Source organism: Blautia sp. 210820-DFI.6.14 (assembly GCF_020558815.1).
GTDB lineage: Bacteria > Bacillota > Clostridia > Lachnospirales > Lachnospiraceae > Blautia_A > Blautia_A obeum.
Map to the genome: position 1 here is coordinate 77,178 of NZ_JAJCKS010000003.1, position 25,543 is coordinate 102,720.

Below are 25,543 nucleotides of genomic sequence, written 5' to 3' on the forward strand. Positions count from 1 at the left end.
GACAGGAGCCAGGAATATTTATGATAGATCATAGATATCCTGGTTTTGCTGTTATAAGGCTGAAAAACAGTAGCAATTTTGGGGCCGGAAGAAAGAGGAAGAAATGAGCGAGAGCATTACAGGATATATTGATCATATTATTTTTCGAAATGAAGATAATGGATATACGGTTATGGTATTAAAAGGGGTCAGCGAGGAAGATGAGCTGACCTGCGTTGGAAGTTTTCCGGTGGTCACACAGGGAGCATCTGTAGAACTGGAGGGGAATTTTACACAGCATCCGGTTTATGGAAAGCAGTTTCAGGCAGTGCGGCTGACTGAAAAAATGCCGGAAGATGCACTGGCTATGGAAAGATACCTCGGTTCGGGTGCGATTAAAGGAATTGGCGCGGCGCTGGCGGGAAGGATCGTACGTCATTTTGGAGATGATACGTTTCAGATAGTAGAAAATGAGCCTGAAAGACTGTCTGAAGTTAAGGGAATCAGTGAAAAAAAGGCAAGAGAGATTGCCATGCAGATCGCGGAAAAGTCCGATATGCGGAAGGCAATGATGTTTTTGCAGAAATATGGGATTTCACTGAACCTTGGTGCCAAAATCTACCAGAAGTATGGAGACTCTGTTTACAGTGTTTTGCAGGAAAACCCGTATAGACTTGCAGATGATATCAGTGGTGTGGGATTCAAAATTGCAGATGAGATCGCCTATCGCATTGGAATTCATACAGATTCAGATTACAGAATAAAAAGTGGAATGGTATATACTCTTCTGCAGGCAACCGGGGAGGGACATGTGTATCTTCCGAAAGACGAGCTCTTTCAGCGTGCAGCAGAACTGCTCGGTGTAGATTCTTCTTATATGGAGAAGCATCTGGTCGATCTGGCGATGGACCGTAAGATCGTTCAGAAGGAACAAGGAGATCAGATACTGATTTATCCGGCTCAATATTATTATCTGGAGTTAAATACGGCAAGAATGCTTCGGGAACTTGATGTTTTCTGCCCGGAAGATGAGAAAATAGTGGAACGAAGAATTGTCCAGATAGAGAAAGAAACGGGAACGGTTTTGGATGAAATGCAGAAAAAAGCAGTGCAGGAAGCTGCCGGGCATGGCCTGCTTATTCTCACCGGCGGTCCCGGTACCGGAAAAACAACGACAATCAATGCGATCATCCGATATTTTGAGGGCGAAGGTGCAGAGATCAGGCTGGCGGCTCCAACCGGAAGGGCAGCGAAGCGTATGACAGAGGCTACCGGCTATGAGGCGCAGACGATCCATCGTCTTCTCGAACTTTCGGGAATGCCGGAAGATGACAGAGAAGGCCAGCCCATTCATTTTGAACGAAATGCAGAAAATCCTCTGGAAACGGATGTCATTATCATTGATGAGATGTCGATGGTGGATATACATCTCATCCATTCGCTTCTTATGGCAGTTACGGCAGGAACGAGACTGATCCTGGTAGGAGATGAAAATCAGCTTCCAAGTGTGGGACCGGGGAATGTACTTCGCGATATTATCCGAAGTGGACAGTTTCCGGTAGTTGAACTGAAGAAAATCTTCCGACAGGCATCAGAGAGTGACATTGTTGTGAATGCACATAAGATCAATAAAGGTGAGCAGGTGGAAATCAATAACAAGAGCCGGGATTTCTTTTTTCTCAAAAGATACGATGCGGATATCATCATTCGCGTAGTGATTGCACTGATTCAGGAAAAACTTCCCAAATATGTGGAAGCAAAACCGTTTGAAATCCAGGTTCTGACACCAATGCGAAAAGGACTTCTCGGTGTGGAACGTCTGAATCAGATCCTGCAGAGATACCTGAATCCGCCGGACGCTTCCAAGAAAGAGAAAGAAATAGGACAGGGACTTTTCCGTGAGGGTGATAAGGTCATGCAGGTTCGCAATAATTATCAGCTGGAATGGGAAATCCGCGGAAGATATGGAATACCGATCGAAAAAGGTGTTGGAGTTTTTAATGGGGACACCGGCATCATCAAAACAATCAATGAATTTGCAGAAACAGCAGAAGTTGAGTTTGAAGATGGCCGATGGGCGGAATATTCATTTAAACAGCTGGATGAACTGGAACTTGCTTATGCAGTAACCATACATAAATCACAGGGATCAGAATATCCGGCAGTGATCATTCCACTGCTTTCCGGTCCGAGAATGCTGATGAACAGAAATCTTCTTTATACAGCAGTAACACGTGCGAGAAAATGCGTTACTGTTGTGGGAAGTGAGGAGACTTTCCGTGATATGATCCGAAATGAGAAGCAGCAGAGAAGATACAGCTCGCTGGATCAGCGCATTCAGGAAACCGAATAAATCTCTGCAAAAGAACTCGATAACAGGAAAAGAGAGCATATCATCGGGGAGAAAGGCTTTCTTTGAAAAAAATAAAAGAAAAATGTCTGGATGTACTGTACCCTCCCAGATGTCCTGCATGCGGCGGTATTCTGGAGGATAAACAAAGAAGTATCTGTCCGCAGTGCGAATCGATTTTTCACCCTGTTTCAGAATATTATTGCATGAAATGTGGAAAACCGGTAAATGAGACGGAAGAATATTGTAGTGAATGTCGGCACAGAGAACGGAAATTTATTCGTGGAAGAAGTGTGTTTCTGTATAATGCGCAGATGAAGAATTCTCTTCTTCGGTATAAATATTACGGGAGTCGTGAATATGGGAAATATTATGCGGAATCGATGTGCAGATATGTGGGAAGAGATATAAAAAGCTGGAGACCGGACGTAATCATTCCGGTGCCGCTTCACAGGCGCAAAAAGAGAATGAGAGGGTTTAACCAGGCGGCCGATTTGGCAGAGCGCATTGGGAAAATCCTTGGAATTCCGGTTGCGGAAGATGTTATTTATAAGTCCAGGGAAACACGGTCACAGAAAAAACTGGACGCTGAAGAGCGAAAGAAAAATCTCAGAAATGCGTTTCAGGCAGCAGGGCCGGTAACAGGCCTGAGAATTCTTGTGGTCGATGATGTGTATACGACAGGGAGTACAGTGGAAGCCATGGCAGAATGTCTGCTGGAAAATGGAGCGAAAGCCGTATTTTTTGTAACTTTGTGTACGGGAAACATCTGAATGGGTACATCTTTGAACGAAGGTTGGACGGAAGCGGAAAAAATACTTTTCATGATTCGGGATATATGATACAATCAATCTATGTATGATTATTTCTGGTATTTTCAGGAAATATGGTTTGAACAAGTTACTGTGTACAGTAACAATGATTGTGAGGAGCAGGATATGATCAACGAAGAGAAGGTTAAGATTATGACAAAACTTGCCATGTATGAGCAGGGCAAGGGCAGAAAATATCTGCCGGTCAGCAAGTATTACCGAAGCGATTATATAGGGCTGGCACTGATCAAGAATTTTTTTCTGGTCACAATTGGATATTGTCTGAGCGTTGCAGCTGTAGCGGTTTATTTTGGAGAATATCTTCTGGAGAATATACACAAAATGAATCTGATAATGCTCGGTGTATATATTGTGATCGGCTATCTGATCGTACTTGTGGCATATTCAGTCCTGACGTATATACAGTACTCGGTTCAGTATTATCGGGCAAAAAAGAGTGTCAGAGAATACTACAGTCAGCTTACTGAACTGAATAAGATTTATGCCAGAGAAGAAAAAAAATCTTCCGGCAGAGGAAACGCAGGAGGGTATCGTAAATGACAGCATTACTGGAATTCAAACAGAAAATAAAAGGAATTTATGCACAGTACGAAATGTACCTGCTTCCTTTATTGAAATTTGTCCTTGCACTGGTTTATTTCATCTGGATCAATACCAACATGGGATATATGACTGCACTGGATAATATTTTTGTTGTATTGATCTTATCGCTGATCTGCTGTATTCTTCCATCCGGAATGATGATCTTCGCAGGATTTGCACTGATGGTGGGACATTGTTATGCACTTGGAATCGAAGTGGCAGCTTTTCTTCTGGTACTGATTCTGTTCATGATGATCCTTTTCCTGCGTTTCAGCAGCGGTAAAAATATCGTGCTTGTGTTTACACCACTCGCATTTGCATTTGATATTCCGGTGCTGCTTCCAATCGGATGCGGACTTCTCAGCAGTGCGGTATCAGCACTTCCGGCAGCTGGCGGCGTGATCATCTATTATTTTGTCCGTACAGTACGTATACAGTCGCAGGCTCTTCTTGGCATGGACTCAGACATTGTCGGTAAACTGACACTTCTGTCAGACAGCCTTATGAAGAATGGTGAAATGTGGCTTACACTGATTGCTTTTATTGTAGTGGTTCTTGCTGTGAATCTGATTCGTACCCGCATGTTTGATTATGCATGGAGAATTGCAATTGTTGCCGGTGGAGTGATCTATATTGTGATCATGCTGGCAGGAAGTATGAGTCTTGGAATTTCAATTTCCGTATTTTCACTGATCATTTATACTGTGGTTGCGGTACTGGTTGGAATCATACTGGAGTTCTTTGTGTTTGGTGGAGACTATACAAGAACGGAACGTCTGGAATATGAAGATGACGATTACTATTATTATGTGAAGGCTGTTCCGAAGGCACTGGTTGCTACTTCTGAAAGAAGTATCAAAAAGATCAACGGAGAATCTGCAAGAGAAGAACGAAAATCGGCAGAGCGCGTGGTAAATTATTCCACCCCTCTTTTTCAGGGGGAAGAGCCACCGAAAAAGAAAAAAAGAGTTCAGGAAACAGAAGCGGCGTCTGTAGTACAGAAGGCTGATATAGATGATATTGATTTTGAGAAAAAGCTGGAGGAATCCCTGAAGGATCTGTGATCCGGCAAAAGTAACCTGACAACAGCAACAGAAGGAGAGGAGAGTTTATGCGGAATATTACAGACATACTGGCAAGATATTTATCAGATATCAATCTGCCGTCTGTCAGTATTATCGATATCATTGAAATAATCCTGATTACATTTTTTGTATATCAGTTCATGGTGTGGATCAAATTTACACGCGCATATACTCTGCTTAAGGGACTTCTGGTCATTGGCGCATTTCTTATTATTGCTTATATATTTAAGATGAATACGATCCTGTGGATCGTATCAAAACTGGCCAGTGCACTGATCACGGCGATCGTTGTAATATTTCAACCTGAATTGCGAAAGGTCGTGGAACAGCTGGGACAGAAAAAAATCATGGCATCCATTTTTCCTTTTGATTCCGGCAAAGAAGTAAAAGAAAGATTTACAGATAAGACGGTCAATGAACTGATCAAAGCATGTTTTGATATGGCTGAGGTTAAGACAGGCGCACTGATCGTGATCGAACAGGAGATCAGACTTGATGAATATGTCAGAACGGGAATCAATGTGGATGCTCTTTTGACCAGTCAGCTGCTGATCAATATTTTTGAACACAATACACCACTCCATGACGGTGCAGTGATCGTAAGAGGAAATCGTATTGTTGCTGCAACCTGTTATCTTCCACTGTCTGACAATATGGAACTGAGTAAACAGCTTGGAACCAGACATCGTGCAGGTGTTGGAATCAGTGAAGTGACAGATTCTGTTACGATCATTGTTTCAGAGGAAACAGGACAGGTTTCTGTGGCACAGAACGGTCGGCTGTTGAGAAATATCAGCAGCAGTCAGCTTCGTGAAGTACTGGAAAAAGCACAGAATAAGAAAATTGTGGATAACAACAAACTGAGACAGTTGTTGAAGGGAAGAGTGAAACATGAAGAAAAAAATAGGAAATAATCTTTCTTTGAAAATTCTGTCTCTTGCAATTGCTATTCTGGTATGGCTTCTGGTTGTCAATATAAACAATCCGATCAGTACAAAGTCATTCATTGTGTCAGATGTGGAATTGCTGAATGAGGCATATATCGATGCAGACGGAAAAATGTGTATGCAGGATGAAGAACAGGTTCCCATCCGTGTGACGATCAAAGCTCAGAGAAAGATCCTGGACAGGATCTCACTCAATGATATTCGTGCGGTTGCGGATCTTCAGCAGGCGGTGAGCCTGAAAACAGATCCGGTCATGGTTCCGATCACTGTATCCTGTGGGCGGATTTCAGCAGACAATATTGAAGTGAGTCCGCAGAATATGAGCCTTCATCTGGAGGATAAAGATACACAGGAGTTTGTAGTAAATGTGAATACAAACAACACAAAACCTGACAGGGGCTATGAAATTGGAGCGCTGACTTCCAATCCGGAGAAAATCAAAATTACAGGTCCGGTGTCTCTGATCAATAAAATAGATAAGGTAAATGCTTCCATCGATGTAGATGGAGCAATGGAAGATGTGACTCAGGAGACCGATGTCAAGATCATTGATAAGAACGGTGAGGAATTTACCGATACAGACATGGGTTATCTGAATGTTTCGAAAGTATATGTAACTGCAAAATTATGGAAAGTTCAGTCGAATGTCAGAATCAGTGCAGAGTATTCCGGTACTCCGGCAGCAGGATATCAGGTGGAGAGTATTATGACAACACCGAATGTGATCAGTATTGCCGGAAGTGAAGATGCACTGGCATCACTGAAAGAGCAGAATAATACGATCTGGCTGCCGGGTTCTGTGGCAGATATTTCGGATCGAAACAGTGATTTTGAAGAGAAAATCAATATTTCAGATTATCTTCCGGATGGCCTGAAGCTTACCAGCGATTCCAGTGAAGATGTATTTGTCAGAGTAAATATTCTTCCGGAGGGAAGCAATGTATGTGAGGTTCCGACAAAGAATATAATTGTGAATGATTCACCTGAGGGAATGCAGGTTTCATTTGATACTGCAAAGATAGAAATTCGTGTTAAGAAAACTTCCGATGATCTTGCAGATCTCACAGAAGGCGATATTAAAGCGTCAATAGATCTTAAGGGAATGAGCGAAGGAAGTTATGAAGTGCCTGTCAGCATAGAAATACCGAAGGGATATGAGCTGGTAGACGAAGTAACGACAGGGGTGGAGATTTCCAAAATTTCTACAGCAGATGAAAGCAATTAACAGGAGATTTCAGAATGGTAAGTCAGAAGATAACAGTCAATAATCCATCGGGACTTCATTTGCGCCCGGCTGGTATATTGTGTAATGAAGCTATAAAATACAGTTCCGCGATCACATTCACTTTTGAAGGCGGTACAGCAAACGCGAAGAGTGTATTGAGTGTACTGGGAGCATGTGTAAAATGCGGAGATGAAATTGAACTGGTCTGCGAAGGGGCAGACGAACAGGAAGCATTGAAAGCTTTGACCGATGCGATCAGCAGTGGTCTTGGTGAATAGAAACATATGTAAAGAAGTTTAAGGAGGAGTAGTCGTGAAAAAACAAGTTGTGGCAGTAATGTTGAGCCTTGCAATGTGCGCATCTACCGGTGCAGAAGCAAGTATTGTCAGTGCAGCCGAATTTTCTTCTGAGGTGTCAGCAGCAGAGGAAACGGAATCTGATGAAGCGTCCGTTGCGGACGAGAACGATGGTTCTGCAGTAGTAGATGATTCCGCAGTAGTAGATGATTCTGCAGTCGATATCAATTCAGATGCGGCAGCAGATGATGCAGATCAGGCAGAAGATAGCGTTCCGGCAGATACGGAAAATCAGGCAGATGTTGATTTCAGTTCCGGTGAGGAAGAGGTTGTGACTGAAGAGGCAGAGGATGAGGCTCCGGCAGTGACAGAAGAAACTGCAGAAGAAGCTGGTAAAGCAAATGAATCATCTGATGCTAATGGTAAAGTAGCTTCCCTTGAGTATACAAGATGGAAATTTGTAAATGGCAAATGGAAACTGGAAAAGTACTCACCTTCCAGAATACAGGAAACTGCAGCAGCTGTCGGAACAGAAGAAACTGCAGAAGCAGCAGGAACTGATGAGAATGCAGCTGTTGATACAGCAGCAGAAACTACAGAAGCTGTAGCAGATGAATCACAGGCGGCTGTTGATACAACTGCAGAAACTACAGAAGCTGTAGTAGATGAATCACAGGCAGCTGTTGAGACAGCAGTAGAAACACAGCAGACAGATGAGACACAGCCGGCTGCAGATGAACAGCAGGCAGAGGAAGCAGGTGCAAGTGCTTATTATACATCAGCAGATGGCCTGGTAAAGATTACAACATTGAATGTTAATAACAGTGTTCTGGCTTCAGGATATTATGCATTTGATAAAGATGGATATCTTCTGACAGGAAGAAATGCTGTTGGAAATGATTTCTATTATTTCCGTACAGAAGGCGATGTTCAGATTGTGAATGCACTTTCTGCAGATAAGAAGACACCTTATAATTCTCAGCTCGGTCAGGCAATTTCCGATACATGGATCTGGGATGCAGGTCAGGGAGCATTTAACTATTATGGTCATGATAATGGTAAACAGGTAAATCTTGAAGCAAACAAGATTTACAGTATCAATGGAGCTTCTTACTATCTTCTGAATGGTGGTAAGCCATACGTAGGAGATCAGAAGATCAGCGGAGGCATCTGCTATTTCCAGCCCGCAGCATCTGCAGGAGATATTCCTGGTAAGATGGCAGTCAACGGATGGTTTGGAAAGAGTACCAATAAGGGTACACAGTGGCGTTATTTTAATGCAAACGGAGATTACCAGAAAAAAGGAATCGGAGCATACAAGCTTCTGAGTAACAGCGACAATCTTTATCTGCTGGATGCAAATGGTTACCTGATCAGAAACAGAAAACCAGTCAAGGGTGCTGACAGATATTATTATATGGCTGACGGTAATGGTGTTGCATACAGAAACAAACTGATCAAATACGGTAAATACAGATACTATTTCACCGGCAATGGACGTCGCGCTACCTGGAAAAATCGTTGGGTGAAACTTTCCGGAGCAGGAAACCGCTATTATTATTTCGGAAAAGTAGCAGGACGTGTTCAGGAACAGAAGGGAATCAAGAAAGTTACTGTCAATGGTAAATTTGTCGGATGGTTCTATTTCTCTTCCAAAGGTAACTCTTTTATAAACTGCTGGAAGAGCGGAAGATATTATCTCGCAGACGGACGTATGGCAAGTGGTGTTACCAAAATTAATGGTAAATATTACTTCTTCCAGAGATCCAGTTCCAAATCATATAGAGGTAAAGTATACAAAAGCAAATGGGTTAAGTATAATGGCAGATACTATTATGCTTCCAAAAGCGGTGTACTTGCAGAAAATGGCTGGAAACGTATCAAGACAGACGGAAGATTCTATTACTTCTATTTCAAGAATCTGACAGCTGTAACAAATAAAACCGGTGTAGAACACAATGGAACTTACGGAAGCCTGGATGGCAGAGGTCGTTTCATTGAGGCTGGCTGGGTTGTTGTAAATAACAACAGAAACTATGTACGTTATATCGATCCGAAGACTGGTAAATATGTCAAGAATACAACCAGATGGATCAATGGTATGCAGTACAGATTTAACAGCAGAGGATACAGAGTCAACGACAGAACAAATGAGTTCAGACGCAGCAGCTATTATCTGACCTGTGATCGTGTGAACGGAGTGCTGACTGTTTACACAGACAGCACCATGAGAATTCCGATCAAAACAATCCGCGTTTCTGTTGGTAAAGCCGGTACAGAGACACCTACCGGTACATGGACAATGCACAGAGCAGGACGCTGGCAGGAACTGATGGGACCATCCTGGGGACAGTATGGAACACATGTTGTGAATGGTATTTTTGTTCATTCCGTAGCATGTGGTCAGGCAAACAGTTATAATCTTCCGGTTGGAGAATACCTGAGACTTGGAAATCCGGCATCTCACGGATGCATCCGTGCCTGTGTAGCTGATGCAAAATGGGTTTGGGACAACTGCAATGGTTCCAAGATCCATATCTTTGATGGCACATATACATCCAATGAAGCACTCAAAGGACCTCTGGGCAGAAAAGCACTCACACCTTTAAGAGGCAGCAAGAACTTTGACCCGACGGACCCGGCTTGTAAGTAAATAATAAAATACAGCGCTCTCCCAAATGGAGGGCGCTTTTCAGGAGGAAAGTAAAATAATGAGAACATACCTTGTAACTGGTGGTGCAGGATTTATCGGATCCAACTATATTCATTATATGTTTAAAAAATATGACAACGAGATCCGTATTATCAATGTAGATAAACTGACTTATGCAGGAAATCTTGAAAATCTGAAAGATATTGAAGACCGTGAAAATTACACATTTGTGAAAGCTGATATTTGTGACAGCGAGGCAATCATGAAGATCTTTGATGAAAATGACATTGATAGAGTCGTTCATTTTGCAGCAGAGAGTCATGTAGACAGAAGTATCCGTAATCCGGAAGTTTTTGTTAAGACAAACGTACTTGGAACTCTGGTTATGCTGAATGCAGCAAAATCTGCATGGGAACTTCCGGACGGAACATTCAAACCGGACAAAAAATTCCTGCATGTATCAACGGATGAGGTATATGGATCTCTGGAAGAGAACGGCGGATTTTTCTATGAGACAACTCCATATGATCCGCACAGTCCGTATTCTGCAAGTAAAGCATCCTCTGATATGCTGGTAAAATCCTACATGGATACTTACAAATTCCCGGCAAATATCACAAACTGCAGTAATAACTATGGTCCATACCAGTTCCCGGAAAAACTGATTCCGCTGATCATCAACAATGCACTTCAGGGAAAGAAACTTCCGGTATACGGAGATGGAAAAAATGTTCGTGACTGGCTTTATGTTATGGATCATGCAAAAGGAATCGATATGGTACAGGAAAAGGGAAGACTTTTCGAGACATATAATATCGGTGGTCACAACGAAAAACAGAACATTCAGATCATCCATATCATTCTGGATACTCTGCAGGAGATGCTCCCGGAAGGGGATCCTCGTAAAGAACTTGTCAGTGAGAACCTGATCACATATGTAGAAGATCGTAAGGGACATGACCGTCGTTATGCGATCGCACCGGACAAGATCAAAGAGGAAGTTGGCTGGTATCCGGAAACCTGTTTCGAAGATGGTATCCGTCTGACAATCCAGTGGTTCTTTGAGCATGAAGACTGGATGAAAAATGTTACCAGTGGTGACTATCAGAAATATTACGAAGCAATGTATAAAACAAAATAATATCTCATAAAAGATGAGATCAGAAACGCTGTATATTTTAGGAATTCTCCTGATCTGTACAGCGTTTTTTTATGCACAGAGATATGGAAAAAGATTTTAGCGAAAATAGGCATTGAATTTACAGAGCGATTGTGAGAAAATAATATGAGATATGTCTAGCTTTAAAAAGCAGAATCTGACAGGCTGTATAAGATAGCAGCTTATAACAATGGAGGTAAATAGATGAACAAAGGAATATACCGGATTGCGGCTGGTGTTGGTGCGGCAGTGATTCTGGTGTCTTCTGCGACAGCACAGGCAGCAACCGTAACTGCAAATGGAACTCCTGCACCGGTAGCGAGTGACAGCATTGCAGGTTGGCCGGCAGCTCCCGCTGTCACGTCAGAAACAGCAGTTCTGATCGATGCAGATACGGGAGCGGTTTTGTATGACAAAGGAATGGACGAATATCGTTATCCTGCCAGCACGACAAAGCTCATGACGCTGTTGGTTGCAATCGAGAACAGTTCCCCAAAGGATATTGTTACTTTTACAGAAACAGGAATCAGGGATGTCACCTGGGACAGCAGTAACATCAACGCACAGCTTGGTGAAACGATGACGATGAAGGACTGCTGGATGGCTGCATATATTAAATCAGCCAATGAAGTCTGTGCACAGATTGCTGAGACGGTAGGTGGGACAGAAGCAAATTTTGTTGAAATGATGAACCAGAAGGCAAAAGAACTTGGATGTACACATACACATTTTGCCAATGCCAGTGGGCTGCCGGATGAAAATCATTATTCCAGTGCTCATGACCTGGCAAAGATCATGCGTGCATGCCTTCGAAATAAACGTTTCCGTCAGGTGATGAAATGTTCGAATTATAAGATCCCGGCAACGAATTTAAGCGAAGCAAGGGTTATGCATACGCATATGCCGCTTATGGCAAAAGAGTCCAATCTTTATTATGCAGACTGCATAGGCGGTAAGACCGGATTTTCAACGGATGCACAGCATACACTTGTGACAGCTGCTGAACGAAACGGACGTACGTATATAGCGGTTACCATGCGTGCAGCGGATCTTGGAATCAACTGTACCGACAGCACATCATTATTTAATTATGCATTTGATAATTTTGATACAATTGATGTGGACGGAACAGCAATGACAGTGCCAAAAGGCGTTACGGTCAATGATCTGACAACCGATACAGCAGAACGAAATGGAAAGATACTGACCAGATATTACTATAGCGGGCAGTTTGTAGGCTATGTGGCAGAAGCACAGCCGACAGAAACTCCGGCCGTGGAAGAGACAGCTGAAACAGTAGCAGAATCTTCAGAAACAGAGGCGGCTGAAACTGTGACAGATTCGCTGGAGACGACGGAAAATGATTCTCAGGCAGAGGTTCAGACTGGACAGAAATCTATGTCCGAGCAGATTCAGGAGATTCGTACCGAGGGATTATCCGGTATGATGAAAGCTCTTTTGATCGCAATGGGAGTCATGGCAGTGATCCTGATCGCATTATTGATCGCACTTTATATAAAGAATGGATGAAAATAAATAAAGAACTTGAAATAAAGGAGGAAACATAATGAAAGGTATTATTTTAGCAGGTGGTTCAGGAACCAGATTATATCCATTAACAAAGGCAATTTCCAAACAGATCATGCCGGTTTATGACAAACCGATGATCTATTATCCATTGTCTACACTGATGCTTGCCGGAATCCGTGAGGTTCTGATCATTTCTACACCAAGAGATCTTCCGGTTTTCCGTGATCTTCTGGGAGATGGAAGCCAGCTTGGAATGAGATTTGAATATGCAGTACAGGAACAGCCGAGAGGACTGGCAGATGCATTTATCATTGGTGCAGATTTCATTGGCAATGATGCAGTTGCCCTGGTACTTGGAGATAATATTTTCTACGGACAGAGCTTTTCCAGAGTCCTTCAGAATGCTTACAGACGCACAGAAGAAGAAAAAGGTGCGACTATTTTCGGTTATTATGTAAGAGATCCTAGAGAATATGGTGTTGTAGAATTTGATGAGAACGGCAAAGCTCTTTCTATTGAAGAAAAACCGGAACATCCGAAGTCAAACTATGCAGTACCGGGCCTGTATTTCTATGATAATGATGTTGTAGAAATCGCCAAAAATGTAAAACCGTCTGCCCGTGGTGAGATTGAGATCACCAGCATCAACAACGAATATCTGAGAAGAGGAACTTTGAAGGTAGAGACTCTGGGACGTGGATTTGCATGGCTGGATACAGGAAATCATGATTCTCTGCTTGATGCAGCAGATTTTGTTGCAGCATTCCAGAAACGTCAGGGACTGTACATTTCCTGCATCGAAGAGATTGCATACAAACGTGGATTTATTACAAAGGAGCAGCTTGTTGAACTGGCACAGCCTCTTCTTAAGACTGCTTATGGAAAATATCTGATTGAAATAGCGGAGGGATTATAAAATGGGAAAAATTACAGTAGAGACATGTCATATTGAAGGCCTGAAAGTGATCACACCGGCAGTATTCGGTGATGAACGCGGATATTTTATGGAAACATATAACTACAACGATTACAAAGCAGCCGGAATCGATATGGAATTCGTACAGGATAACCAGTCCAGTTCCCGTAAAGGCGTACTTCGTGGACTTCATTTCCAGATCAACTATCCACAGGATAAACTTGTTCGTGTAGTGAGCGGAGAAGTTTTTGATGTTGCGGTCGATCTGCGAGAAGGTTCCCCGACATATGGACAGTGGTATGGAGTCCTTCTTTCTGCAGAGAATAAGAAACAGTTCTTTATTCCGAAGAATTTTGCTCACGGATTTGTTGTTCTTTCTGATTCTGCAGAATTTGCTTATAAATGTACCGATTTTTATCATCCGAATGATGAGGGAGGTCTTGCATACAATGACCCGGATATCGGAGTAGAATGGCCGATTCCGGAAGGTATGGAACTGATCCTCTCTGACAAAGACCAGAAATGGGGAAGTTTTAAGGAATATACTGCCAACAGGAGTAAAAAGGATTGAAAAAAGAAACATGGCTGCCTGGGGAAATCTACAAAAACCGCAAATTAGTGTTTTCTCTGGCAAAAAATGATTTCAAAACAAAATATGCGGGTTCCTATTTTGGAACAGTCTGGGCATTTGTTCAGCCGATCGTAACGATCTGTGTTTACTGGTTTGTATTCGGACTGGCGCTTCGCAATGGTTCGGATAAAGGTGTTCCATTTGTACTTTGGCTGATCGCAGGTCTTGTCCCCTGGTTCTTTATTCAGGAGGGCCTGACCGGAGGAACGAATGCACTTCTGGAATATAATTATCTGGTAAAAAAAGTAGTATTTAACATTCGGATCCTTCCGGTAGTGAAAGTATTTTCAGCGGTATTTGTACATTGTTTTTTTGTTGTGATCGTACTGGTGATCTATACCTGTATGGGATATCCGCCGAGTCTGTATGCACTGCAACTGGTATACTACAGCTTCTGCATTTTTATGCTGATCCTGGCAGTCACATATATGACAAGTGCGGCGGTTGTATTCTTCAGAGATCTGAGTCAGATCATCAACATTATGCTCCAGGTTGGTGTATGGGTTACCCCGATCATGTGGGATTTTAATGATCTTGGTCTTGGAGGACTTCTGGCAAATATATTGAAACTGAATCCGGTATTCTATATTGTGCAGGGATACAGGGATTCTCTGATCAACAAAGTAGCAATCTGGGAGCATCCGGTGCTGACACTTTACTTCTGGGGATTTACCCTGATCGTATTTGTGCTTGGAACCAGACTGTTTAAAAAACTTCAGGTACATTTTGCAGATGTACTGTAAGCGGAGAGTAGAATGAGTGAATTTGCAATTCAGGTAAAACATCTGGATAAGATGTATAAATTATATAATAAGCCGTCTGACCGGTTGAAAGAGGCTCTGGGAATGAAAGTTCCTGTAAGAGAGCATTATGCACTACGGGATGTCAGCTTTGATGTAAAAAGAGGAGAAACAGTGGGAATTATCGGGACAAATGGTTCCGGTAAATCCACGATCCTCAAGATCATTACCGGTGTATTGAATCCTACTGGCGGAGAAGTCACAGTAGATGGGAGAATTTCCGCTCTGCTGGAACTGGGAGCCGGGTTTAATATGGAGTATACCGGGATTGAGAACGTATATCTCAATGGAACTATGATGGGTTTTTCCAAAGAGGAGATTGATGCCAGACTGCAGGATATTCTGGATTTTGCAGACATCGGCGATTTTGTACATCAGCCGGTCAAAGCATATTCCAGTGGTATGTTCGTTCGTCTGGCTTTTGCCGTTGCAATCAATATCGATCCTGAAATTCTGATCGTTGATGAGGCACTTTCTGTAGGGGATGTGTTCTTTCAGGCAAAATGTTATCGTAAATTCGAAGAATTTAAGAAAATGGGTCGGACAATCCTTTTTGTAAGCCACGATCTGAGCAGTATTTCCAGATACTGTGACAGAGTTATCCTTCTGAATAAGGGTGTGAAGCTGGAAGAAGGTTCTCCAAAGCAGATGGTAGATATGTACAAGCAGCTTCTGGTAGGCCAGGATCCGACCAGGAAAGTGGAAAAAGAAGTAAAGAAAAAGGAAAACTGGAGTGAAAAATTCCAGGTAAATCCGAATATGCTGGAATATGGCAGCAAACTTGCTGAGATCACAGATTTTGTTGTGATGGATGAAAAGGGCCGTTATACCAATACCATCGACAAGGGAACAACCTTTACGATCAAGATGAGGGTTGCATTTCATGAGAATATTCAGGAACCGATCATGGCATATACATTTAAGGATATTCGTGGAACAGAAATTACAGGAACCAACACGATGTTTGAAAAAATGCATATTGAGCATTCTGAAGCCGGAGATGTATGTACCGTAACCTTTACACAGGATATGTTCCTGCAGGGTGGGGAGTATCTGCTTTCCTTTGGATGTACCGGCTATAAGGATGGTGACTTTACGGTATTCCACAGATTATATGATGCATGTAATATTACGGTGATCTCAACGCAGAATACCGTAGGATTTTATGATATGAATTCAAAAGTAGAAATTCAGTACGGAGAGGAATAATGGAAAAAATCGGACAGGTAATTCTGGATGATACACTATATCCGGGCAAAGATTTGTATACAGATGGTGCAATTGAGGATGAGATGCTGGAAATAGCACGCAATTACCGGGAAAAACAATGGAACGGAGTTATTGCAGAGCGGGCGAGCTGGCCGATTCTCTATCATTTTTCTCATATCAGGGAAAATATACTGAGCTGGATTCCGTTTACAGGTGAAGAGAATGTTCTTGAAATCGGTTCCGGATGTGGTGCTGTGACCGGCGCTCTCTGCAAAAAAGCCAAAAAGGTTACCTGTATTGAACTTTCAAGAAAGCGAAGCCAGATCAATGCATGGAGACACAGAGACTGTGACAATCTGAAGATCCTTATGGGGAATTTTCAGGAAGTCGAGAAGACGCTTACCGAAAAATATGATTATATTACATTAATCGGTGTGTTTGAATATGGAGAAGCCTATATACAGAGTGAGACTCCTTATGTGGATTTCCTTAAGATCATATCCAGACATCTAAAACCGGATGGTAAGATCGTTCTTGCAATCGAAAATCGTCTGGGGCTGAAGTACTGGGCAGGATGTACGGAAGATCATTTTGGAACTCTCTTTGAAGGTCTGGAAGGTTATCCGACAACGAGTGGCGTTAAGACATTTTCCAGAAAAGAAATGTCAGCAATCCTGAAAGAGGCAGGAAATCTTAAAGCATCCTGGTATTATCCATTTCCGGATTACAAATTACCAATGACGATCTATTCAGACCGTCGCCTTCCTTTGAAGGGAGAACTGAATCGTCTGGAAACAAATTATGACAGACTGCGTTTGCAGCTTTTCCAGGAATCTGCGGTATATGATTCACTTCTTGCGAATGATATGTATCCGGATTTTGCCAATTCTTTTCTTCTTCTGATCGGAAAAGAAAAGAAAGAAGCAGAAACCATTTATGTAAAGTTTTCCAATGAAAGAGATCCGGCATTTTCTGTGCGTACGGAAATCTGTGAAAACTCTTCAGGGAGAAGATATGTCCGTAAGTTACCGACAGAAAAAACTTCTGAAGAACATGTGAAGAATCTGGAAAAAATCTCCAGGGAACTGGGAACCTTTTACGGAAGAGAAGGTCTGGAACTGAATACCTGTACAGTTGAGAATGATGGAGTACGTCTGGAATATCTGCAGGGAGAGACACTGGAAGGAAGACTGGACGAACTTCTGGAGGCAGGAAAGACAGAAGAGCTTGAGAAGCTGTTTTTCAGCTATATCAAAAAGATCCGTCGTATCCATGAAGGAGAGATGTTCTTTAAAACACCGGAATTCGTGCAGGTCTTTGGTGATGCAGAAATCAGTGAAAGCTGTCGTTGCAGCGGCATGTCCAATATCGATCTTGTGCCAGCTAATATTCTGCTTCAGGATTCCGGAGTGTCCGTAATCGATTATGAATGGACCTTCCGCTTTCCGATTCCGTGCAATTTCATCCTTTACAGAATGATCCATTACTATCTGGAAAGTGATGGCAAGCGTGCTGTACTGCGTGATCTTGATTTCTATAAAAAGGCAGGAATCAGTGAGAAAGAACTGGAAATTTATGCAGAGATGGAGCGTAATTTCCAGAAATATATGGAAGGCGGTCATGTGCCTCTTCGGGAAATGTATGATGAGGTTTCACCTGGCAAGGTAGATATCATGGCATATTATGACCGGATCCGTGCCGCATGTGCAACGAGAAGACTGCAGGTATTTTATGACCGAGGAAATGACTTTTCGGAAGCGGATTCAGATATCTATCCAATGACAAAACATGGAATTGATTTCGGAATCACTGTTCCGCAGAATGTGCGCCGACTGCGTCTGGATCCCGGGGAAGCTGCCGGGGGACTGGTCCTTAAAAAACTTGTATTTGAAAACGGAAAAGAGGCGGATTTTTCTTCTAATGGTTTTCCGATAGGAAACGGAAGATACTATTTTGGAGGCGGAGATCCGCAGTTTGTAATAGAGAGTCTGCCAAAGAATACAGGCAAACTTTATATAGAGATTGAAGTGATGAAGGAATCTGAAGCACAGGAGGCGTTCTGGATGAGTTTTTCACGGATCTCAGCAGAAAAAGACAAAGAGATTCAGAAACTAAAACATCAGATTTCTGAAATGAAAAATACAAAGGCATGGAAGCTGTACCGGAGTATTAAAAAGAAATAGGGGAATATTTATGGACAAACTTTGTTTCAGCATTGATGAAGAGAGATACGATGACAGACATGGACATGTGCTGAGCCTTGTAGGTTGGTATATGCATCCTGAAAAAAAGAAATGCATCTTTCAGTTGCTTGGGGATGGTTATGAAGTAATCGATATACCGGAAATCGAGAGATATGAACGCCCGGATGTGGCGCAGTCTCTGGATGTGGAGACAGAAGGATTTCTTCCGGGTTTTACTGTGACGATTCCAGAGGTACTGGAACTTCGCAGAAAATACGATCTGTTAGAACTTCTTTTGCTGGACGGAGAAGAAAAAACACTGCTTTGGGAGTGTGCGGGTGATGACCTGGATGAACTGGTCAAGGATAAACTGGTAGAATTTCATATTGACCGTGTAGAGGTACTTTATGGACTGATGCTGGAAATCCAGGGATGGACAACGGACCAGAGAGGAAATGTGGAAGTGACGGTTCACAAAGAAAACACGGAACTTCTGGACTGCAAGATCACAAGAGGACGCAGACCGGATGTTGTGGAACGTCGTCATCTCGATGATGATTACAAAAATCAGGAGATCGGATTCAGTATTTCAGCAGCTTTTCTGGAAATTCCGGGGAATCGTATCGTACTTCATTTTTGTGGAGATTCCACAACAAAGACTTATGAAATCGATATTAAAGCACTTCGTAAAGAGCAGAAATCCAAAGGATTCTGGGGACGCCTTTTTCATAAAGACAAAGATGGAGAACACAAGGAAGACTATGAAGAGTGGTTCAAACGCCATAAAGCTGACCGGCGTACACTCAGAAAACAGAGACATACACATTTTGAGCAGAATCCGCTGATCAGTATTGTGATTCCGCTGTACTGTACTCCAACCCCATATCTAAAGGAATTGATCGATTCTGTTCGGGCACAGAGTTACACAAACTGGCAGCTTTGTCTGGCAGATGGAAGTCCGGATCAGAAAGTAGAAGAATATATTCAGAAGCGTTATGGAAAAGACAGCCGTATCCTGTACAAACATCTGGAGGAAAATGGCGGTATTTCCATTAATACAAATAAAGCGATTGAGATGGCGACGGGGGAATATCTGATGCTCAGTGATCACGACGATACGCTGGAACCGGATGCGTTATATGAAATCGTCAAAGCCATCAATGACCATCAGGGGCCGGAGATTGTTTATACAGATGAAGACAAGCTGAGTATGGATGGGGAATTTTATTTTGAACCCCATTTTAAATCAGATTATAACCTGTTTCGTTTAAGAGATAATAATTATATCTGCCACATTTTTGCAGTCAAAAAAGCCCTGGTAGATCAGGTAGGCGGTCTGAGACAGGAGTATGACGGTTCTCAGGATTATGATTTTATCCTGCGTTGCTGCGAACAGGCAAAACAGGTAATCCATATTCCGAGAGTACTGTATCACTGGAGATGTCATATGAATTCCGTTGCGGCAAATCCAGAGAGTAAGACGTATGCGTATGAAGCCGGATGCCGTGCAATTCAGGAACATTACAGAAGAGTTGGTATTGAGGCTGAAGTGGAGATGACGAAACATCCGGGCTGGTATCGCAGTCATGTGAAGATTCAGGGTGAGCCGCTTGTTTCCATCCTTATTCCAAATAAAGACCACATTGATGATCTTGAAAAATGTCTTTCTTCCATTTATGAGAAATCAACATGGAAAAATTACGAGATACTGGTAGTTGAAAATAACAGCGAAAAGCCAGAAACATTTGAGTATTATAAAAATCTTTCCTGGCGTTATCCAAAAGCAAGGGTGCTCACCTGGAAAGAGGGATTTAATTATGCCGCAATCAATAATTTTGCAGCAAAGGATGCAAAGGGCAGTTATCTGCTGTTCCTGAATAATGATGTAGAAGTCATTACTCCGGGATGGATCGAAGAAATGTTGATGATCTGCCAGCAGCCAGATGTCGCAATCGTTGGTGCTAAACTTTATTATCCGGATAATCTGATCCAGCATGCAGGTGTTGTCCTGGGAATGGGCGGAATTGCAGGACATATCATGTGCCAGGCATCATGCGAAGATAAAGGATATTTCGGAAGAGCCGTAAATGTTCAGGAAATCAGTGCGGTAACGGCGGCATGCATGCTTATGAAAGTCGAAGATTTTGAAGCTGTGGGTGGTTTTGACGAAGAGTTTGTGGTTGCATTTAATGATATTGATCTTTGCATGAAAGAGCGGGCAGCTGGAAAGAAAGTTGTATTTACACCATATGCGGAACTTTATCACTATGAATCCAAGTCAAGGGGAATGGAAGACACACCGGAAAAACAGTTCCGTTTCGAAAAGGAAACAAAACATTTCGAAGAGAAATGGGGCGAACAGATGAGCAAGGGAGATCCGTATTATAATCCGAATCTGTCACTGAAAGAAGCAGACTGTTCCCTGAGAGAAGACTGAGAAATGAGGTAGGATAATTCTATATGGCAAGAGAAATTTTTGAGGTAACAAAGGACCGATTCCATCTGCAGGATCCATGTTGTTATATTCTGCAGGGCACATGGCCCAAAGAGGCCAAAATGCGTGCGAAACTGGACGGATCTGAGGTAAAGGCAGAAATTCAGCGACTGGAAGTCGTCAGTGCACTGGAACGATTTAAAGATCCAGACCTGATGCGGGGCGAGCGGATCACAGCGGCTGTACAGCTTCCGGAATCTCTGGAGGGATACCAGAAACTTAGTATTTATGCGGAGATGCCGGAAAAAACATTTTGCTGGTTTTCGATTTCAGTAAAGAATCTTGAAAAAAGAAGGGGAAAACCACAGTTTTACATTGAAGAGGAAAAAGTGCAGCAGGGATTTCTGCGTGTCCGGGGATGGGCAGTGGCAGCAGAACCAGTACGTATCCAGATCTTTGATGAAAATAAAGAAAAAATCCAGGCGGAAGTACTTCGAACGGAGCGTGTGGATGTAGAACAGCTTTATGAAGAGATGGAACAGATGGAAAACAAAGACAAATCAGGATTCTTTGTGGAGCTGACAAATCTAAAAGGCAAAGTTGTTTACATTGTTTTTTATGCCGGAAATACAAAATCTGTGCATGTGGTTCCGTTGCAGCAGACGGTGGTGATCCGGAAAAAAATCGAAAAATATGCAAAAAAAGGAATCCGTTACTGGAAAACACAGGGAAGTGCCGCTCTTGTCGGAAAAGTTGCAGCTAAGGTCAGAACGGCATCTACCAGGGAAATTCCATATCAGAAGTGGATCGTCAGACATCTTCCGGGACCGAAGGAACTGGAACGTCAGAGAAGAGAAAAATTTGATTTTCAGCCAAAGATTTCCATTGTGATCCCACTGTATAAAACACAGGAAAAATATCTTCGACAGTTGGTTGAGACGATCAAAGAGCAGACATATCCGAACTGGGAGCTTTGTCTGTCAGATGGAAGTGGGGCAAATTCACCAATCGCCGGTTTGCTTGAATCACTTGCAGCATCGGATGAGCGGATTAAAGTAGTGTCTCATGAGGAATCACTGCAGATTTCTGAAAATACAAATGCTGCGATTGAGATTGCAACGGGTGATTATATTGCGTTTGCAGATCATGATGATGAACTGACACCAAATGCGCTGTTTGAATGTGTGAAGGCACTGAATAAAAACAGAGATGTGAAGGTCCTTTATTCTGATGAGGATAAGATGTCGATGGATGGACATAAATTCTTCCAGCCGCATTTCAAACCAGACTACAATCCGGATCTTCTGTGCACAGTAAATTACATCTGTCATTTATTTGTTGTTGACAGAAAAGTTATTGAACAGGTCGGAACTCTCCGTAAGGAATTTGACGGAGCGCAGGATTATGACTTTATTTTCCGCTGTATAGAGGCTGTCAGCCCGGAAGAGATCTGTCATGTACCGAAGATCCTGTATCACTGGAGATGTCATGAGGAATCCACCGCGGAAAATCCGGAGAGCAAAACTTATGCATTTGAATCCGGGAAGCGTGCGATTGAAGAACACTACAGAAGAACGGGTATTGACGCAGAAGTATATCAGGGAGAGTTTCTGGGGCTCTACAGGACAAGATTTCACAGAGACCATGATCCACTGATTTCCATCATTATTCCGAATAAAGATCATATTGATGATTTGAAACGGTGTATGGATTCCATTGATCAGAAATCTACTTACAAAAATTATGAATATATCATTGTTGAAAATAACAGTACAGATGATGCTACTTTCCAGTATTACAAAAAACTGGAAGCAGAGAATCCAAAAGCCCATGTGGTTTACTGGGATAAGGAGTTCAATTATTCTGCAATCAATAATTATGGAGCTGCTTTTGCAAAAGGTGAATATCTCCTTCTGCTGAATAACGATACGGAAATCATTAATGAGGATTGTCTGGAAGAACTGCTTGGCTACTGTATGCGCAGTGATGTTGGAGCTGTCGGTGCCAGAATGTATTATGAGGATGATACGATTCAGCACGCAGGTGTAGTCATTGGTTTCGGCGGAATTGCAGGGCATTGTTTTGTTCTGCAGCCGAGAGGAACGACAGGCTACTGCCACAGAATCATCTGTGCACAGGATTACAGTGCAGTTACTGCTGCATGTATGATGGTGAAGCGCGAAGCTTTTGACAAAGTCGGAGGGCTTACAGAAGAACTTGCAGTTGCATTTAATGACATTGATTTCTGTATGAAACTGCGAGAAGCCGGTTATCTGATCGTATATAATCCATACGCAGAACTGTATCATTATGAATCCAAGTCCAGAGGATTGGAGGATACACCGGAAAAAGTAGCACGATTTAATAAAGAAATTCAGATTTTTGAAAGACGCTGGCCGGATATCATGCGTGATGGGGACCCATATTACAACCCGAATCTGACATTAAAGAGCCAGGATTTCTCACTGAAACGGATATAGGAGGATTTTGTATGAAAGTATTAGTAACAGGTGTAAAAGGACAGTTGGGTTATGATGTTATGAATGAGCTGGCCAAAAGAGGTTATGAAGGCGTTGGAGTGGATGTGGATGAAATGGACATCACAGATAGAGCTGCTGTTGAGCGTGTGATCGGAGAAGTACATCCGGACAAAGTTGTTCACTGTGCTGCATGGACAGCAGTAGATGCAGCTGAGGATAATCAGGAAGTTTGCCACAAAGTCAATGCAGAAGGTACGGAAAATATTGCCAGAATGTGTGGAAAACTTGATATTCCGATGGTGTATATCAGTACAGATTACGTATTTGACGGACAGGGAACACGTCCGTGGGAGCCGGATGATCCGGTTGTAAAACCATTGAACGTTTATGGCCAGGCAAAATACGATGGAGAGGTTGCCGTAGAAAAATATGCTCCAAAACATTATATTGTACGTATTGCATGGGTATTTGGACTTAATGGCAAGAACTTTATCAAAACTATGCTGAATCTTGGCAAGACGCATGATACTCTGACAGTTGTTGATGACCAGATCGGAACACCTACTTATACTTATGATCTTGCGAGACTTCTGGTGGATATGCTCGAAAAAGAAGAGTATGGTAAATATCATGCAACAAATGAAGGTGGATACATTTCCTGGTGTGATTTTGCAAAAGAAATTTTCCGTCAGGCAGGTATGGATGTAAAAGTACTTCCGGTAAGTTCAGCAGAATATCCGGCAAAGGCAAAACGTCCGACAAACAGCCGTCTTGAAAAGAAAAAACTGGAAGAACATGGTTTCACAAGACTGCCAGACTGGAAAGATGCACTTGGTCGTTATCTGAAAGAAATTCAGTAAAATAATTGAGAAGCAGAGAATAAAAGATAAAAAGAACCGGCTGCTGTCTGAAAAGACAGTGGCCGGTTCTTGCATGTTCGTAAGTTTGACAGGAATCAGGATTTCGCAACCTTTACGATGCGGAAAAGGATCAGGAGAAGCAGAAGAAGTCCGATACCACCGATCACAAAGTATGGAACAGAAGTATGACTGACTGTATAATCCTGGGCATTTGTCAGATTCTGTGTGCTGGCTTCAATAACAGCAGTATCTTCTTCCGGTGAAGTTACAGACATAACCGCAGTGCCGACCGGAGTTCCATTAAAGAGAAACTGACGGTTGTACTGTCCATCCTGAACTTCGCCATCCTGTGTTGTAAGTGCATCAGCAGTAGTACCGTTTGGTACAAATACGTTTCCACCGGATGCCATATCAAAATCATTATCTCCAAGAGAAAGGAGCTGGAAGTTGTCAAATCCATAGTTGAGAAGACTGACTGCTTCGGCAGCAGTTGTGCCGGATGCACCCTGGAGAATAACGGCGATCAGAGAAACTCCGTTTTTTTCTGCTCCGCAGACCAAAGTACTTCCGGAAGCTTCTGTGTATCCCTCGCGTCCACCGAGACAATACTGATAATAAGAAGCATTTGTATTGTTCAGCATAGAGAAGTTGTTGGTCAGTACACGTTCACCGCCAGATACATTGGTGGCCGGAATCGTATAGGAAGTGGTTTCTGCAATGGCTCGAAAAGATTCGTTGTCGATAGCCGCTTTTGTGATCAATGCCATATCATGAGCGGTTGTATGCTGATTTTCGTCAGGAAGTCCGGTAGGATTAGTGAATACGGTATTGGTACATCCAAGTTCGACAGCACGGTTGTTCATCATCTGAACAAATCCGTCAACGGAACCACCGATCTGTTCTGCAATCTGAAGAGCAACATCATTGGCAGATGCAAGCATGATCGCATACAGACATTGTTCTACAGTAAAGACTTCATCCAGCTGAGCGGAAATACTTGCACCGCCGTCCGTGACACCGGAAACACCGGTCGCGGTCATAGTAACCTGATCGCTCAGCTGTGCATTTTCCAGAGTCAGAAGCGTGGTCATAACTTTTACTGTAGCACCGGGGTAAAGAACCTGGTCCATGTTTTTGGCATAAACGGTAGTCTGTGTACTGTCTTCCATGATCATTGCAGCTGTGGAGGTTATATCCGGACCCTGTGGCCAGCCGGAGATGCTGTTGGTCGAAATGGAAGAGGTCTGCGTTTCGGCCGTTTCTTCGGCTGCCAGGACAGGTGTCTGGAATATCAGTGTACATGCAAGCCCAAGAGCCATCAGACCACTATATAATCTTTTTGATTTCATAAATCTGTACTCCCATTATATTTCTTATCTTAAGGTTTCAAT

General features: G+C 42.7%; 19 protein-coding genes. 18 read left to right on the top strand and 1 reads right to left on the bottom strand.

Going from position 1 to position 25,543, the window contains the following annotated elements; all coding sequences use genetic code 11:
- Nucleotides 1-103 precede the first annotated feature (103 nt).
- The 18 genes from LI112_RS04280 to rfbD all read left to right on the top strand — a co-directional run bounded on the left by LI112_RS04280 (nucleotide 104) and on the right by rfbD (nucleotide 24,152).
- Nucleotides 104-2,332: an ATP-dependent RecD-like DNA helicase gene (locus LI112_RS04280; RefSeq protein WP_227190287.1), complete on the top strand. Its 2,229-nt coding sequence runs from the start codon at nucleotides 104-106 to the stop codon at nucleotides 2,330-2,332.
- A gap of 62 nt (nucleotides 2,333-2,394) precedes the next feature.
- On the top strand, nucleotides 2,395-3,102 hold the full coding sequence (locus LI112_RS04285; protein WP_022388424.1) for a ComF family protein: 708 nt from the start codon (nucleotides 2,395-2,397) through the stop codon (nucleotides 3,100-3,102).
- Nucleotides 3,103-3,267: 165 nt separating this feature from the next.
- Nucleotides 3,268-3,702, top strand: a complete 435-nt coding sequence (locus tag LI112_RS04290; protein WP_022388423.1) for a hypothetical protein — start codon at nucleotides 3,268-3,270, stop codon at nucleotides 3,700-3,702.
- Nucleotides 3,699-4,808: a hypothetical protein gene (locus LI112_RS04295; RefSeq protein WP_022388422.1), complete on the top strand. Its 1,110-nt coding sequence runs from the start codon at nucleotides 3,699-3,701 to the stop codon at nucleotides 4,806-4,808. Before LI112_RS04290 ends, LI112_RS04295 begins: the two co-directional genes overlap by 4 nt.
- A gap of 47 nt (nucleotides 4,809-4,855) precedes the next feature.
- Nucleotides 4,856-5,743, top strand: coding sequence for a diadenylate cyclase CdaA (gene cdaA / locus LI112_RS04300; protein WP_022388421.1), 888 nt, complete (start codon nucleotides 4,856-4,858; stop codon nucleotides 5,741-5,743).
- A complete protein-coding gene (locus tag LI112_RS04305) occupies nucleotides 5,721-7,001 on the top strand; it encodes a YbbR-like domain-containing protein (RefSeq protein WP_022388420.1) in 1,281 nt (426 codons plus the stop codon). Before cdaA ends, LI112_RS04305 begins: the two co-directional genes overlap by 23 nt.
- A 14-nt stretch (nucleotides 7,002-7,015) precedes the next feature.
- The gene (locus LI112_RS04310) at nucleotides 7,016-7,279 is read left to right on the top strand and encodes an HPr family phosphocarrier protein (protein ID WP_005422704.1); all 264 of its coding nucleotides are present in this window, start codon (nucleotides 7,016-7,018) and stop codon (nucleotides 7,277-7,279) included.
- 34 nt (nucleotides 7,280-7,313) lie between these two features.
- Nucleotides 7,314-9,950 carry a L,D-transpeptidase family protein gene (locus LI112_RS18320; RefSeq protein ID WP_227190288.1) on the top strand — a complete coding sequence of 879 codons (2,637 nt, stop codon included), beginning with the start codon at nucleotides 7,314-7,316 and terminating at the stop codon, nucleotides 9,948-9,950.
- A 58-nt stretch (nucleotides 9,951-10,008) separates the two neighbouring features.
- Entirely contained in the window at nucleotides 10,009-11,091 is a 1,083-nt protein-coding gene (rfbB, locus tag LI112_RS04320) for a dTDP-glucose 4,6-dehydratase (RefSeq protein ID WP_055055674.1), read from the top strand.
- Nucleotides 11,092-11,313: 222 nt separating this feature from the next.
- On the top strand, nucleotides 11,314-12,639 hold the full coding sequence (locus LI112_RS04325; protein ID WP_138343634.1) for a D-alanyl-D-alanine carboxypeptidase family protein: 1,326 nt from the start codon (nucleotides 11,314-11,316) through the stop codon (nucleotides 12,637-12,639).
- 37 nt (nucleotides 12,640-12,676) lie between these two features.
- Nucleotides 12,677-13,555 carry a glucose-1-phosphate thymidylyltransferase RfbA gene (gene rfbA, locus LI112_RS04330; RefSeq protein ID WP_005422710.1) on the top strand — a complete coding sequence of 293 codons (879 nt, stop codon included), beginning with the start codon at nucleotides 12,677-12,679 and terminating at the stop codon, nucleotides 13,553-13,555.
- A 1-nt stretch (nucleotide 13,556) separates the two neighbouring features.
- Entirely contained in the window at nucleotides 13,557-14,126 is a 570-nt protein-coding gene (gene rfbC / locus LI112_RS04335) for a dTDP-4-dehydrorhamnose 3,5-epimerase (RefSeq protein ID WP_005422711.1), read from the top strand.
- On the top strand, nucleotides 14,123-14,929 hold the full coding sequence (locus LI112_RS04340; RefSeq protein ID WP_022388415.1) for an ABC transporter permease: 807 nt from the start codon (nucleotides 14,123-14,125) through the stop codon (nucleotides 14,927-14,929). The genes rfbC and LI112_RS04340 overlap by 4 nt, the downstream gene beginning before the upstream one ends.
- Nucleotides 14,930-14,941: 12 nt before the next feature.
- Nucleotides 14,942-16,195 carry an ABC transporter ATP-binding protein gene (locus tag LI112_RS04345; RefSeq protein ID WP_022388414.1) on the top strand — a complete coding sequence of 418 codons (1,254 nt, stop codon included), beginning with the start codon at nucleotides 14,942-14,944 and terminating at the stop codon, nucleotides 16,193-16,195.
- Nucleotides 16,195-18,378, top strand: coding sequence for a class I SAM-dependent methyltransferase (locus tag LI112_RS04350; RefSeq protein WP_055066507.1), 2,184 nt, complete (start codon nucleotides 16,195-16,197; stop codon nucleotides 18,376-18,378). The genes LI112_RS04345 and LI112_RS04350 overlap by 1 nt, the downstream gene beginning before the upstream one ends.
- 10 nt (nucleotides 18,379-18,388) lie before the next feature.
- Nucleotides 18,389-20,815 (top strand): glycosyltransferase, encoded by a 2,427-nt coding sequence (locus tag LI112_RS04355; protein WP_022388412.1) that lies wholly within the window; start codon nucleotides 18,389-18,391, stop codon nucleotides 20,813-20,815.
- Nucleotides 20,816-20,838: 23 nt separating this feature from the next.
- Nucleotides 20,839-23,292 carry a glycosyltransferase gene (locus LI112_RS04360; RefSeq protein WP_055066506.1) on the top strand — a complete coding sequence of 818 codons (2,454 nt, stop codon included), beginning with the start codon at nucleotides 20,839-20,841 and terminating at the stop codon, nucleotides 23,290-23,292.
- Nucleotides 23,293-23,303: 11 nt separating this feature from the next.
- Nucleotides 23,304-24,152 (top strand): dTDP-4-dehydrorhamnose reductase, encoded by an 849-nt coding sequence (gene rfbD / locus LI112_RS04365; protein WP_055066505.1) that lies wholly within the window; start codon nucleotides 23,304-23,306, stop codon nucleotides 24,150-24,152.
- 95 nt (nucleotides 24,153-24,247) lie between these two features.
- On the opposite strand, the gene LI112_RS04370 is transcribed toward rfbD, so the two are convergent.
- A complete protein-coding gene (locus LI112_RS04370; RefSeq protein ID WP_022388410.1) occupies nucleotides 24,248-25,501 on the bottom strand; it encodes a D-alanyl-D-alanine carboxypeptidase family protein in 1,254 nt (417 codons plus the stop codon).
- Nucleotides 25,502-25,543: the final 42 nt, after the last annotated feature.

Coding starts and splice junctions, on each gene's coding strand:
- LI112_RS04280 (WP_227190287.1), top strand. CDS start 104: ATGAGCGAGAGCATTACAGGATATATTGATCATATTATTTTTCGAAAT.
- LI112_RS04355 (WP_022388412.1), top strand. CDS start 18,389: ATGGACAAACTTTGTTTCAGCATTGATGAAGAGAGATACGATGACAGA.
- rfbD (WP_055066505.1), top strand. CDS start 23,304: ATGAAAGTATTAGTAACAGGTGTAAAAGGACAGTTGGGTTATGATGTT.
- LI112_RS04345 (WP_022388414.1), top strand. CDS start 14,942: ATGAGTGAATTTGCAATTCAGGTAAAACATCTGGATAAGATGTATAAA.
- LI112_RS04310 (WP_005422704.1), top strand. CDS start 7,016: ATGGTAAGTCAGAAGATAACAGTCAATAATCCATCGGGACTTCATTTG.
- rfbC (WP_005422711.1), top strand. CDS start 13,557: ATGGGAAAAATTACAGTAGAGACATGTCATATTGAAGGCCTGAAAGTG.
- LI112_RS04350 (WP_055066507.1), top strand. CDS start 16,195: ATGGAAAAAATCGGACAGGTAATTCTGGATGATACACTATATCCGGGC.
- rfbB (WP_055055674.1), top strand. CDS start 10,009: ATGAGAACATACCTTGTAACTGGTGGTGCAGGATTTATCGGATCCAAC.
- LI112_RS04295 (WP_022388422.1), top strand. CDS start 3,699: ATGACAGCATTACTGGAATTCAAACAGAAAATAAAAGGAATTTATGCA.
- LI112_RS04290 (WP_022388423.1), top strand. CDS start 3,268: ATGATCAACGAAGAGAAGGTTAAGATTATGACAAAACTTGCCATGTAT.
- cdaA (WP_022388421.1), top strand. CDS start 4,856: ATGCGGAATATTACAGACATACTGGCAAGATATTTATCAGATATCAAT.
- LI112_RS04360 (WP_055066506.1), top strand. CDS start 20,839: ATGGCAAGAGAAATTTTTGAGGTAACAAAGGACCGATTCCATCTGCAG.
- LI112_RS04370 (WP_022388410.1), bottom strand. CDS start 25,501: ATGAAATCAAAAAGATTATATAGTGGTCTGATGGCTCTTGGGCTTGCA.
- LI112_RS04325 (WP_138343634.1), top strand. CDS start 11,314: ATGAACAAAGGAATATACCGGATTGCGGCTGGTGTTGGTGCGGCAGTG.
- LI112_RS04305 (WP_022388420.1), top strand. CDS start 5,721: ATGAAGAAAAAAATAGGAAATAATCTTTCTTTGAAAATTCTGTCTCTT.
- rfbA (WP_005422710.1), top strand. CDS start 12,677: ATGAAAGGTATTATTTTAGCAGGTGGTTCAGGAACCAGATTATATCCA.